Origin of the sequence: Hyphomicrobium sp. (assembly GCF_047600905.1) — a bacterium.
In the GTDB taxonomy this organism is placed as follows: Bacteria; Pseudomonadota; Alphaproteobacteria; order Rhizobiales; family Hyphomicrobiaceae; genus Hyphomicrobium_B.
Genome location: NZ_JASGKD010000001.1, coordinates 3,285,388 through 3,298,858, shown reverse-complemented (window position 1 = coordinate 3,298,858; position 13,471 = coordinate 3,285,388). Strand labels below are relative to the sequence as shown.

Below are 13,471 nucleotides of genomic sequence, written 5' to 3'. Positions count from 1 at the left end.
GTGTTTGCGCGTCGAGCCGTGTGCCTTGAGTAATCGCCGCTTTGTCGGCAACGGCCTTTCAATGATATTCCAAGTTCTACGAAGCGGGGCATTCGCCCGGCATGAGTAAGTTGCATGCGCTTGGCGACGGTCCGACAGATTGGGGCGCCGTCTTTGGCAATACAGGCGAAAGCGAGAAAGACGAAGTGCCAGGCGCCCCCAAAAGGGCGGGCAGCTCAAGTCTTGACTATTGGTGGAAGGACTGCGGCCACGTCGTGTCAGAGCGGTCTGATGCGCTCAGTCAGCACAGCACTGAATGGACGAAAGACTTGCGGCGTTGGACCCGCGAGGTGCAGCGAGAACGCCTCGCTACACAACTCAATCGTGCGCGTCTCGAACTCGAATACCTATCCATGCGACTTGCGGAAAGTGTGGTCGGCAAAGAGCTGCATAAGCGGCGGAAGACAGCCGAAATGAACACTCGCTATGTCGGACGTAAGTACATCGGGAAGAAGACAGTCGATGCTCGCAAGGCGAAGAGGGCGGCAGCAGCGTGCGACAGAAGATTTCGAGAATACGCAAAAACTCATGGTGTCAATTTGGCAACAGACATTCAATTCGATCAATAAAAACGGGTCTAACTGCACGTCACACAGTGTGTAGTCGTCGGTTACGGGTCCGAATGTTTTCCGCATAGTGTAAGGGCGCATTTCTAAGTTCACCGTTCGCCCCGATCCCCGCACCATCGTCACCGTTCTGCTAGCCGCTCACCGGTCTTCCTCCCGGTTCGGAGCGCTTCGACGTCGGCGATGGTGCGGGCTTTTATTTGTTCCAGCAACCACGACAACAATACTTTGGAGAACAACATAATGAACGAACTACCTAACGAACCTGGCTGGCTGACCACCATGCAGATGGGCAACCGGTACAATGTCAGCATTCAGACACTGCATCAGTGGACACGCTACGCCGGGTGGTCGGCGAGCGCCCGGAAGCGAAGCGGCCAACACGTTCTTTGGTCCATTGAGGCCGTAGACGAGTTCCTTCGCAATCGGCCGGTTAGCAAACGCGGCGCGCGCCCTAGGTGGCTCGAAGTCGTCCAGCACCCGGAGGCTTGATCCAATGGTCAGGGTAACAATCCATTCCGTAGGTCGCGGAAAGGCCGTGACGTCGCTCAACGAAAATCCGCTTGTGACTGTGCCGACCTCCGTTCCGATGTATGCTTCCTGCCGGGCGTTGGTTGCGCTCGGCTACCTGGACGGTCCTGTCGAGTTTGTCCGTGCTGGCAGCGATATGGTCACTGCCCGTATCGGCAGCATCCATGCGGGCGCGAAGTTGACCGTTCAAGAGACTGACAAAGGCGGTCTGCGAGTAGTTCCGTACAGGCCGTTCGAAGGTGTATCAGGTAGCTTGGTAGCCGAAGACGACGAAACGGCCGCTGGCGACGAACCGGCGCACATTCTAGACGGCGTCTGAAAGGCCAGCGTCCCCGGCCATCGGCACCAAAGTAGTCTGTAGCGTGCGTTTGCCGCCCTTGCGCGTTCTGTGTGCGGCGTGAAGCCATCCAACAAACCCGAGGCAATCATGCTGGTTCAAGCAACCGGCCCGCCGTCCTTCGCCCTTCGTCCGCACAAACGTCAGCGGCGTCTCTCAATGGATCGTGTCCGGGCGAGTGAAGTTAGATCGTCGGAGTTCAGAGAACGACGGCGGCGAGAAGTCGAGTTCGAGTATTTGCGTTTAGAGCAGGAAGCCATTCGTCAGGCTCGCAGCGACCGTCTCCTAGATCGTCTAGGAGACTTGGTTGCTGCGTCGCTGTCCGTTGAGTGGCGGCCGATTTTGAGGATAGAGCCCGTGAGCCGGAAAGAGGCCGGGGCGGATGAATACAATGGGAAATGAGAATGGAAGTAGGACAAACAGAAGACACCTCGCCGGGGGAAAGCGCAGCCCGCTATCCGAACGCAAGCTGGACGATGAAACGCGCGGCGCAATTCTACGCCAGCCAAGGCAAGATGGTCTTTCCGGTCGGCACGGATAAATTGCCGCTCATCAAGGAATGGCCGAAAGCAGCGTCGTCGGACCGGGCTCAAATTGATTGGTGGTGGTCGAAATGGCCTGACGCCAACATTGGCGTTCTGACCGGCCCGGCTTCAAACCTCGCCGTTATCGACATTGACGTGAAGGACGGCAAGGGCGGGAAGGCGAGCGCGGAGGCGTTAGAAGATGCTCACGGGGAATATGCCAGCGGGTTGATGGTTAGCACGCCGTCAGGTGGAAGCCACCACTGGTACGAATATAGCGAAGCGCCTTTCAATTCGAACGCGGGCAAGGCCGGCGAGGCAATCGACCTGCGTTCTGGCAATGCTGACGGCAGTGGTAGCGGTTACGTCTTGGCCGCGCCGAGTACCGTAGACGGGAAGCGTTACGTCTGGATCAGGACCGACACTGACACGCCGTCCACAATCCCCGATGGCTTGGCTTTGGCACTTTGTTTTTCGAAAGTCGAGCTTGCTGTTATCGCGAGCACGCCAGGGCTTCGGAAAAAGATTTTGGTCACGCCGCGCACAAGCTGGCGGGACGAATACAATCTCGCACGGACGTTTTCGACGTGTGGACTTCAGCGGCTTGCTTCTGGCGCAAAGCCACGCACCGATCTGGACTTCGACACCCCATACATCGCCACGACAATCGAAGCCGAGCTGACTGGCATCGCGAGAGCTTTGAAAGACCAGAACGACAACCTGTCCCGGCGAAGCGCATCACTCGGCACGTTGCTCGGCGGAATGGGTATTGCGTCTGGCAGCGCCGACGCTGAATGGCTTAAGAAGGAAATCAAGGCCGCCGCTCTGTCCATGAGGGCGTTAGACCCGTCGCGCCCCTGGAACGATGCAGCGGGACGGCGAGCAATCGACGCTACGGTGGATGGCCAATTTGAGTGGGGTTTACTTCATCCGCGTGACTTATCGCACGTCAATGCGAAACGTGCGCGTGTCGATGACGATTGTCGGGACGACGGCGAGGGCGGCGAAGCTGATGCCGGCCAGGGCGATGCTGCTAAATCCGAAAGGCCGCGCAACACGCGCATCGCACAACTTCTTAGTATGGCCGATGTTGAAGCCAAGCCAGTGGAATGGCTCTGGCCGAAGCGTATTCCCAAGGGGGCGCTAAGTATTATCGCCGGAGACCCGTCACAGGGAAAGTCGCAGATTACCTGCTATATGTCTGCAACCGTTTCTACCGGCGGAGCATGGATAGACGACGAACGGAATAGGACGCGCGAAGCTCAGTCAGTCATACTGCTGAATGCAGAAGATGCGGCCGAAAACGTCATCAAGCCACGGCTTATTGCGGCCGGCGCGGACGTATCGAAAGTCTTCACGATCAAAAGCGTTTTGCGTTACGACGAAAAAGGAAATCCCACCGAAACTGACGTGTCGCTGGCACAAGACATTCAGACCCTTGACGCCGTGTTGAGCGAACGCCGTGACGTCGGCCTCGTGATCATCGACCCAATATCCGCGTACCTTGGAAAAGTGGACAGCCACAACAACAGCGAAGTTCGCGGCATCCTTGCGCCGTTAGCTCGGCTGGCCGAAAAGCACAACGTCGCGATAGTTTGCGTGAGCCACTTGAACAAGGGAAATGGCGGAAAGGTAACGGACCGCGTCACGGGAAGTTTGGCGTTTAGCGCGGCGGCGAGGGCCGTATACCTCGTCGGAGCAAGTCCGGAGGAAGGCGCTGACGAAACAACCAAGATGTTTGTCGCCGGCAAGACAAACTTGGCGCCGAATGTCGAAGCCCTCTCGTTCAAAATCGATGGGCACCAGGTGATGACGTCAGACGGTCCCATTGAAACGTCGCGCGTGCAATGGCTGGAAGCGCTTCCCATGACGGCCGACGACGTGCTGCGCGGCAAGGACGAGAAGCGCGACGGCAGGAAGGAAGGTCGCGAAGGGTTAGAGACGTTTCTCTCCAAGTATCTCGCAGACGGCTACCGGCATCCATTCGAGAAGATCGAAGAGGCTGCAAGGCGGGCCGGCCACGACAAGAGCAAGAGCACGTTTCTCCGGGCCGCTCGCACCATCGGCGTGGAAATTAAGCGGCCAAGCGTGGGTGGCGCCGGGTCGGAATGGCAGTTGTCCGCACGCCATTAGTCTGCATCCCGTCGCGTCATCTTCTCTAAGGCTCCAAACATTTGACGCGACGGGTTCTATAGTACGTATAACACATTGAATTATATATATATTTACGTCACGTCATGGAGTGCAAATCTTTTGACGTGACGGGAGAATTTGACGTGACGGTAAGTTCGTGACGTGACGGCCTCGTCGCGTCAAATCATTTTGAGAAAGTGACGTGACGCAAAAGCCCAATAAATACGGGCTTTTCCGCATGTTTTTCACCCGTCACGTCAAATGTTTTGAGTGGCAGAGAGAATGACGCGACGGCGCCCCGATAGCCCTTCGTTTGTGCTGCGTTCCTCACCTCTTCAACAACCCGCACTCATCCGCCGCTGGCCATCCAGCCGGCCGCGCCACCGTGCGCCTTCAATCCGAGAACCGAATGACAAAACGAAAGACCACCGTTGCCGGACGCACAGCCGCGCTCGCCGACGCCTTCCCCAAACATGAACATCAAGACGCCTTCCTAGAAGCCGTTGCCACCCTGCGCGCTGAAGACCTGGCAGCCGACAACATCGCCCCGCTGGAAAACGGCGCTGCTCTACGCGTGGCCAAGGCTGAGTTCCTTGGTGCCCTTCACGCTGTCTTCTTCCCGCCTACGGATGGCCGCTTCGTGTTCGTCTGGGCATCAGCCAGCCATGCGCGCGCCCTGGTCCACTACACACAGAGCGCATGGGCGGCCGGCGACGGAAAGTATGGCGAACGCGAACCCGTCCATTTCGAAGCGAAAAACGAAGCCCCGAAAAGCTGAATAGAAAGTACCGTACAAATGTCGAAGTACCCTGAAGTCGATGCGTACACAGCCAGCGAAGCCTTCCTGAAAGAACGACCGGAGTTGAAGGGCGTATGGCTGGTCCCTTGCCCCTACTGCAACCACGTCCATTCCCATTCCGCCACCGGACCGAACGGCACGCCAGAGCGCGTCGCACACTGCCCGCACCCCGACAGTCCGACCGGCTTTCTCCTGGAAGGCAGGGAACGGCCAAGCATGTACCGCCTCAAACTGGTCGGAACGATTGATGACGATACGATGCTGGACGAAGCCGCAGAACGACGGGCGGCGAAATACAAGGCTCATTACGAAGCCATCGAACAACGCCGCGCAGACCGCGTCCAAGCATCCCGCGCGACCGCAGGTCTTAACGGCGCAGCCCGCGCTTTGCGCTCAAGCCCTTCAGGCGCCCGTCATGCGTCTCAGAAGAGGAAGGCCGAAGCTCGCCTCTAACGCCAAGCTGGCCGGCGGCATTCAAGCTCTGGTGGTGAGCCACAAAGGCAAATCCCTGACGCTCTTCCAATGGTCACGTCGCACAGGCTGCGGCCTCAAACCCGTGGACATTTGGCGAAGACTGCGCGCCGGGTTCCCGTTGGAAGAGGCACTAGGCGGTCGTGACGCTGTCCGCCGTGCAGTCAGTTACGTCAGCGTCGGAGAGCGAAAGGCAGCGAAGCGAGTGGCGAAGCTGATGGCAAAACAGAGACGTCGCGTTGTAAGGCGAAAGCGACCGCGACGAAAATAAAAGCATTCCCGACGACGGCATTGAACTTCTTGAAAAATATCCGGCTGGTCACGCGCAACTGAATTATGCACGCGCGACGGCCTTATTTAATTAGCTTTCCAAATCAGCAATTCTATTCGTTGCCCAGTCCAATCTCAAATCGACGAAATCAAAAAGCGCATATCCGCGTCAAGAGAAAGGACACGCAAATGGACTACGCAACACCGACAAACGAATGGAATAGAGAAGCCCGGCGGGCGGCGGAGATCATGGCCGATTTCCGCAACCACGCGACCGCCGAAAAAAACGAAGACGGCTTCATGGTCGTCATCGGCTACGCGCTCAACGAGGTCGATGCGCTGCATATCGCATGGTGCCCGAAAGGCCGTGTTTCCGATGCTTTGTTGGCAGTTCAGCATGGAAACCCGCATATGTTGGCGCTTCGGTCTTGGCTGCCAGCAACAGTATCGGACGTCTCTGCTCACCTGAAGGCGTTGCAAAAGTTTCGGACCAGAACGTGCGCCGACAATTGGTTCCGGAAGATGCCGCAAGTCGAAGCGTATTTAGGCCAAGTTCGAATTGGGATTTACGGTGCGGCGTCGGCCGAAGTGGAATTGAAGGAAATTAAATCGGCACCCGCGACCACTCTCCTGACGCCGCCGAAGAAAACCGCGAAGAAAAGACGTTCGAATAAGCGTCAAGCGAAACGCCGTCGCCGCTAATTTCGAAATGCGGAAGGAATTATTCACCAAATCACGGCACCGTCGAAGGCGCCCACAAAAGGCGAACGGAGCCTAAGCCCTGGCAGGCCGGCTCCGCTCTTGATTGAACCTACCGTTGATAGGAACAACCCGATGTCACACCACACCCGAATTGCGTCCAAACTACAAACGAATTTACCCGATACCATCAATCGGCTAGACCGATACAAACACACGCCCTGGTCGGCCCTCGCACTGACCGCTGGCCTAACCCTCGGACTGGCTTCAGCCTCGACCAACGTGCTTTATGGCTGGCACCGCTACGACGGCGACATTGGCTACCAACTGACATGGGCAGCTGTCAGCGTCGCGGCGTCCGCCATCCTCGCCCTTGGCCCTACCGCACTTCTCAAGTCGATCAAGGCACGGTCACTCGCCGGCAGCATCGTGGCCAGCATCGCCATCGCCCTGACTGGTTCCTATTCCCTCACAGCCGCAATCGGGGCATCAGCTGGCCAGAGGCTTTCAGCGCAAGTCAGCCAGACCGACACCGGTGGCACTCGCGCCAGGCTTCAGACCGCGTACCAGACGGCCAAGGACGATCTGGCAGGGCTGCTTCCCGTCTCCGCTACCGTGGCAGAGCTGGACGCGAAGATTGACGCCCTGAAGCAAACGCCGGGCGCAAACGGGTGTACCGCCATAGACGGACCTGTGACCAGGCGGGTTTGTCCGGAAGCGTCCGCCCTGGAAGTCGAAAAGGCGCGGGCGTCACGTCGGGAAGAGTTGCAGGCCAAGATGACGAACGCGGACGACGGGCTGAAGGAGCTAGGACCGTCCAAACCCGCGAACACAGACGCGACTGCTATCAGTGGATACCTAGCCGTTGCCGGCATCACAATTTCGGTGGCCGCCATCAATCAATGGCTGGCGCTGTTGGCAGTAGCTGTCGTTGAATTCGGCGCCGGCTTGGCTTTCGCACTGTCCGCCATCCTTCGCGAGCCCGTCATGGCGCCCGTGACAACGAAGCCCAAAGACATGGCGTCCCGTCCCGTCCCGCAACTGGCCGTCGAAAGTCAGGAAGCGCCGAAGCAAATCGAAGCCCGCCCGGCGCTTAAGGTCGTGTCCAATCGGGCTTTGCGGAAGCGTACAGTCGATAAGAGCTTCGGTGGACGGTTGCTGAAGATGGTCGGCGAGCGTGGCGGCGAGCTTTACTCAGGCCATCGTGCATTGGGCAAAGCGTTAGGGTGCAGCAGCGGCCATGTCGCGAACGTCTTAAGGGAATTGACTGCGGCAGGCCAAGTGACCGTCGAAGCCAACAAGATGGGGACGGTCATTCGGTTGGCCGCGTAGCCGCGCGATGCGATCCAGATACACTTTCCCGCAAATCCGTCCGTGAGCGTCAGACGTTCTTGTGCTCAATCTGAAGTGGGGATTTGCTCAAGGCTGTCGCTCAGTGCCGACCTCAAACCCCGGCATTGAGCGACGTCCAACAGGATGCACTTCCGCATTCTGTCCTGCAAAAGCCGGACCGGTAGTTTCACACCTGCCGGTCTTTTTTACGCGTCGATCGGAGACGACCTTGGCGAGCGTCAACGTAATTCGTCAGCACGACGTTCAATCAGTCGTATCATACCCCGAGACTGGTATGGGGTTTCAGTTATTCGAAGTCAGACGCAATTCTTACGCGCTCGTTGTCGCAAGTTTGGTTGTCGTTAGCTTCGCCGAACGATCAGAGCTGTTCGAGGCACTTCCTATTGCTAACGATTTAATTTTCGAAGTGAATACAATTTACAAATTTCCCTTCGACAGTTCAGACATTCAAGCCGAATTTTATTCCCGCGCCGAGTGGGGAACGCTGCTAACAAGAGATAACCCGCTGGTGTACTCGCTCCTTCATGCCGGCCCTATCGAGAAGCCTAAGGTTGCGCCGGTCGAGTTGTTTTATTCAATGCCTGGCGGTCACCCAGAATTGTTCTTCCGTTACTCCGCCAATCATTCTGATCCCCGCGTGATGAAGAATGGACGTATTAAGGCTGGCACTTACGCCACGACATACAATGACAGCCGTATGATACCAAGCGGGCTTGCCGCAGTCGGTCGGTATGCGTTGCCCGTATCCGCAGCAGCAGAGTTCATGTTTCCGATCATGACCAATGGGCCTTATCGGATGGGCACTGCGCTTCCCCATTTCGGACAGGCCGGCGGTGGCGTCGAAGTATTTTTCAAAGACGAGTTTCAAATGCTGGTCGCGGAACCGCATCAAATTCCTATTGGGTAGGCGGCAGCGGGTGCTGGCGACGTTAGGTTTCCTCTGACGCTTAATCGACGCGATATTTCGAGTTGGGTCTCAAAATAGCAAATTAGCTCTGGGTTTGAACGTCGTTTTGCGTTATACTTTCTTTGTCTGGAAATTGGTCCAGCGAAAACACAAAAAAGGAATTGAATAAGTAAAGTGAGTTTATTTTCAACGACCGCGCTTTTGATGATGCTGGAAGGCATACGAGGCGCTCAATTTATCGACTTAATTTTTGAACGCCAAGGTTTGTTGGCACCATACGGAACCAAACGACATTCTGATTGGAAAAGACAAGGCGATGCTTTGCAAGCAGAGCTGCAACGTCGTGCTGTCCGTTTTGCTCCTTTGATCTGGAACTAACAACGAGAGAGAAACGGGGCGTTTGTCCCGTTTCCTTCCACTCGATTGAGAAATTGCACGGCTCGCGAGCACACCACGCTTGCGGGCCTTTGTTACGTGCGTTTTCACACCAAAAAGGCATAGCCTAGAAAGCAATTACATGAAGACCTTTGACCAGGTTGGCGCCATCAACGCCGACGTAAACAAAGACGTCAACGCGTTCGCACTATCGAACGCTCTCACCAAACAAGCCGCGCAGATGGCGCCCGCCCAACAGCAGGAAATCTACGCACCACACTTCGACGACAACGCATTCAACGCTCAGCTGGACAATGCCTACCGCTCGCATGTGACGGCGAACCTGCCGAAGCCAGAAGTGGAAAATCCGTCTCTCGACGCGACGCTGAAGGCAGCGTTCCAGACGGGCAACGTAATCGGCTCTGCACTGTCCAGTCAGTCATTGGCAGAAACACTTTCTCCGACCCGCGCAAGCCGACAGCTGACCGACGAAGAAATCATCGACCAGGTCTCAAAGGCTGGTCTCTCTCCCTTGCTTCAGAAGTTTCAGGGAGTGACGAACCAAGCTCAACTTGATGCGCGTCTGGCCGACATTGAGCGCGAACAGAAGAACCTGGACATTCTGGAAGCGTCGGGATTGACCGGTACAGCCGCGTTGCTGGTGGCCGGCATCGTGGATATTCCGACCCTCATTCCGGTTGGCAAAGCGCTTCAGCTAGGGAAGGCCGGCGCGTCACTTCTCGAAACAGCCGGCAAGTCTGCGGTGGCTGGTGCAGTGGACGCCGGCATTTCGGAAGCTGGACTTCAGACAACACAGGAACTTCGGACGCCGGAGGAAGGCGCGGTCAATATTGCGTCCGGTGCCATCCTTGGTGCGGCCATCGGCGGTTCTATCCACGCTATTCTTGGAGACCGTGCACCCCACGTCGAAGCCAATCTGGACAAGTACCGGGAAGACGCCTCGAACAACTTCCCTGAAGCCCGTGCGGCGGTGGACAGGCTGGACGCTGAAGTGTCCAAAGCCAACGGTGTGGACGTGTCCAATGGCGGTGTCCAGTCCGACAAGCCGACCCCGTCCAGCGCGGGCGCCGCTGCCGTCAACTGGGACGAATTGAAGGCGGAAGCTAATGCCCGCGGCGAGCTGGCCGACGCTAAGGTTTCCGCAAGCCTTTTCGACAAGGTGCCGTCCATTACGACCGTTCCCACTGAACTCCTGGGCAAATTCTTAGGAGGTAAGACACTATTAGGAAGACCGCGCGACGCCCTTCGCCAATCGCCACTAGACACCGTGAGGAATTTTGGACAGCGCTTTTACTCCGCACCCGAAATCTCCGAAGCCAACGTCCGTGGCCTGGCCAACAGCCGGCGCAAAACTGTCGAGGATCACCTTGATGAAGACCGCGCTGCACTTGGTCGGTTCAAGGCGTCAGTCGAAGACATTTACGCGAAGAACTCCGGCCGCTTTAAGAACGTCCAGGACTTAGCGCAGCGTGCCTACTACGCGGCGTTGAACGAAGGCATCGACAGCGTTTCGTCTGATCCTGCCATTGAAGCCGTCGCACGCGAGTTTCGGAAGTACGTTGACCAGCAAAAAGACAAGCACGTTAAGAACGGGAAACTGCCCGAGGATTTGGCCACGTTGGGCGCTAACTCGTATGTCTCCCGGGTATACAATCAGACTGCGCTCCGCAATGATAAGGGTCGCGCCATGTCGATGTTAGAGGCATGGGCTACGCGGAAAGTGACAGCGGACGTCGAAGAAGAGCTAGCGCACACGAAATACACGGAACGCCTTGCCGCACACGACGCCAGCGTTGCATCATTCGAACAGCGTATGGACTTCTGGAACAAACATCCGGAGCGATTGGCGCAATGGGAAAATCGTCGAGACGTCGCGCTGGCACAGGACAAAGCCGACTATCAAACAGCGATGGCCAACTGGCGGGAGCGCGTTGCTGACCACGACGTTGGCCGGACTGATGCTGTTGCCCAAGACGAAGCGTTGTTCAAAGACGCGTATCGCGTGTGGGAAGACAGAGCGCGTGAATTTTTATCTGACCCGGCCAACGAAGGTAAATCTTTCAAGGAAATTAAGCCCAAGCGCAGCGACTTCAAGACGTTCGAAGAGGGTTACGACAAAGGAACACCGAAGCCGAAGAAACCGCTGGTTGGTGAATACGAAGGCGGCATCAAGTCATTCGAACAGGAGTTCGGCCCGCGTCCACGCAAAGGCGACAAGCCGACAATCACTGAAGGGAATGCGAAGCCGGCTGTTCCGAAGGGCAAGTACGGCGTGCCGATGACGCGGGACAAAATTCCCGAATATGCGCGCGCCCTGGCTCAAGACGTTTATGACACTGTCGCGGGAATTCGGTCCACCATTCCGAATGCCACGACAAGCCGCGTGCGTGTAAGGACCGGCTACCTTCAGGGTCGTGTTATCGACATTCCTGACGATAGCCTGGCCGACAACTTCTTCCTTCGCACCGACCTGTTGGACCACGCGGAACTTCTTCACAACACGTCCGGCAAGCAGGCTGCGTTCGGCTCCGTCTTCAAGACCGTCGATGGTTACGGCAATGAAGTCGGCGACTACACGGGCAACGGTATTCTCGTCGATATTGAGAAGGAAGCAAAAGCAAGGATTGACGCTGCCGTTGGTGATGAAAAGACAAAGCTGATCGACGAACGCGACAAGTACATGCAGGGCGTTCGCAACGAGGTTGAGAACTTCCTAGGTGTCTATGACCAGGGGAAGGGCTTCGGTTTTCTTGGTCCGAAAGCCGCGCACACTCTCGCGTCACTGTCCTACGCAGTACGTCTCGGTGGCGTGACGGTGTCGTCTCTGACTGACGCGCCGAAGATTGCGATTGCCCAAGGTCTTGGTAACACGTTTCGATATGGCGTGATGCCGATGTTCACGGACTTTCGGAATGCCGTGCGCAAAGGCGGTGTGATGCGACAGCAAGGTTTGCGCATGGGAACCGTTGCCGAAGCCGTCCACGCCACTCGCCTTCGTGACGCGTTCGAACTCAACAACCCGCATCAGATTGGCGACCCGTGGTTGGAGTTCGTCGATAGAACCACGCGTTGGGCAACCAGACTTTCCGGCATTAGCTACTGGACGGACTTCGTCAAACAAATCACTCACAACGTGTCCAGTTCGCGCATCCTCGGCTATTCGCAGATTGGACACGACCGACTATCGGCGAAGAATGTTGCTTGGTTGGCGAACCTTGGCATTGAAGCGCACGACCTTGCGAAGATCGGCGAGGAATACAGCAGGCAGGATTTGAAGCACGTCGCCGGCGTCCTTTATGCGGACCTCGACAAATGGTCCGACCAGGATTTAGCGGCGCGCTTTGAAACTGCGCTTCGTCGTGAGAACCGCAACACGATTGTCACGCCTGGCTTAGGTGATCGTCCGCAGTTCACTTACGACGCCACTGGCAAGCTGATGTATCAGTTCCAAACGTTTATGCTCATTGACCAAACCCGCTTCCTTGCGCGTCAGGTCCAGCTGGCAAACGTAGGAACTGATGCAGCGGAAAGAATGCGTCAACGAATTGCATTAGGCGCGGGCCTTTCCAGCCTTGTGCTTGGCGCGGTGTTCGTTGACGCCATGAAACGGGCTCTTCGTGACAACGACGCTGATTGGAACGAGTTCTCGGAAAGGTGGAACCGCAATCCCGGGGCTTCAATGTACGACGCATTGGACAGGTCGGGCATCATGGGCTCACTGTTCACTGCGTCCAATACAGCGTCCAAACTTCCATTCGGCCAGTTCAGTCTTCGTGGTGGCATGTCTTGGCTTGCAGGCGACGCTGACCGCAGCGACCCGCGTAAAGTGCAGGATATTGGGCTCGGCGGTGTGTTGCTCGGACCGACCGCCGGCATGGCGGAAGACGCTGTCCATTCGGGCCGCACACTGAGTAAAGCTGTTAGTGGCGGTGAGATTTCGCGAAGTGATCTTCGACGCTTCCAGAATTTGCTGCCATACCACGCCGTCCCTGGCATCCAGCAAAGCCTAAACGCAATCGCTGATTTTTCTGCGTCGGCGATGGGTGCTCCGCCGGAACCGACGCGGCACTAGAAGGACGACACGCCCTTCGAGGGGTCGGAGGTGAGAGCACTACTACATCTAGTATCGGTTGCATGCGCCTCCCCAACATCCATATTAAATCCCCTTGACGGTGCGGCTGAGCGCGCCAACTATCCTTTTGCTCTCTCCATCTGACGAAGATTTAAGGGCGCATTGCGTGCGCTCGGTCGGTTAGAGAGATCGCCATGGGCTTGTTCGAAGTATTGCAGCACCCTGAAGCCATTGGGGTTGGGCTATTGCTTGCAGTTATGGCTGCATACTTCTGGCGAAAGCTGAAGAGGTTGATCTTTGTGGGTTACGGTTCCGAGGCATTAGCTTCAGGGGCAACCCGGCTTCATCTGATTGTCTATGTCGATATTCCGAAA

Annotated in this window: 10 protein-coding genes; all 10 read left to right on the top strand. The window is 56.8% G+C overall.

Annotation, left to right across the window (positions count from 1 at the left end; genetic code table 11):
- Window positions 1-848 precede the first annotated feature (848 nt).
- The 10 genes from QM780_RS15870 (at window position 849) to QM780_RS15825 (ending at window position 13,097) form a co-directional block, all read left to right on the top strand.
- Entirely contained in the window at window positions 849-1,097 is a 249-nt protein-coding gene (locus tag QM780_RS15870; RefSeq protein WP_415071408.1) for a hypothetical protein, read from the top strand.
- A gap of 4 nt (window positions 1,098-1,101) precedes the next feature.
- Entirely contained in the window at window positions 1,102-1,455 is a 354-nt protein-coding gene (locus tag QM780_RS15865) for a hypothetical protein (RefSeq protein ID WP_415071407.1), read from the top strand.
- 422 nt (window positions 1,456-1,877) lie between these two features.
- Complete coding sequence (locus QM780_RS15860) at window positions 1,878-4,130, top strand: AAA family ATPase (protein WP_415071406.1); 2,253 nt, start codon at window positions 1,878-1,880, stop codon at window positions 4,128-4,130.
- 409 nt (window positions 4,131-4,539) lie between these two features.
- Entirely contained in the window at window positions 4,540-4,908 is a 369-nt protein-coding gene (locus QM780_RS15855; RefSeq protein ID WP_415071405.1) for a hypothetical protein, read from the top strand.
- An 18-nt stretch (window positions 4,909-4,926) separates the two neighbouring features.
- Window positions 4,927-5,382: a hypothetical protein gene (locus tag QM780_RS15850; RefSeq protein WP_415071404.1), complete on the top strand. Its 456-nt coding sequence runs from the start codon at window positions 4,927-4,929 to the stop codon at window positions 5,380-5,382.
- 477 nt (window positions 5,383-5,859) lie between these two features.
- Window positions 5,860-6,372 (top strand): hypothetical protein, encoded by a 513-nt coding sequence (locus tag QM780_RS15845; RefSeq protein WP_415071403.1) that lies wholly within the window; start codon window positions 5,860-5,862, stop codon window positions 6,370-6,372.
- Between the two features lie 132 nt (window positions 6,373-6,504).
- The gene (locus tag QM780_RS15840) at window positions 6,505-7,701 is read left to right on the top strand and encodes a hypothetical protein (RefSeq protein WP_415071402.1); all 1,197 of its coding nucleotides are present in this window, start codon (window positions 6,505-6,507) and stop codon (window positions 7,699-7,701) included.
- Between the two features lie 295 nt (window positions 7,702-7,996).
- Window positions 7,997-8,629 (top strand): hypothetical protein, encoded by a 633-nt coding sequence (locus QM780_RS15835; protein ID WP_415071401.1) that lies wholly within the window; start codon window positions 7,997-7,999, stop codon window positions 8,627-8,629.
- Window positions 8,630-8,803: 174 nt separating this feature from the next.
- A complete protein-coding gene (locus QM780_RS15830) occupies window positions 8,804-9,007 on the top strand; it encodes a hypothetical protein (RefSeq protein WP_415071400.1) in 204 nt (67 codons plus the stop codon).
- Window positions 9,008-9,146: 139 nt separating this feature from the next.
- A complete protein-coding gene (locus QM780_RS15825) occupies window positions 9,147-13,097 on the top strand; it encodes a hypothetical protein (RefSeq protein ID WP_415071399.1) in 3,951 nt (1,316 codons plus the stop codon).
- Window positions 13,098-13,471 lie beyond the last annotated feature (374 nt).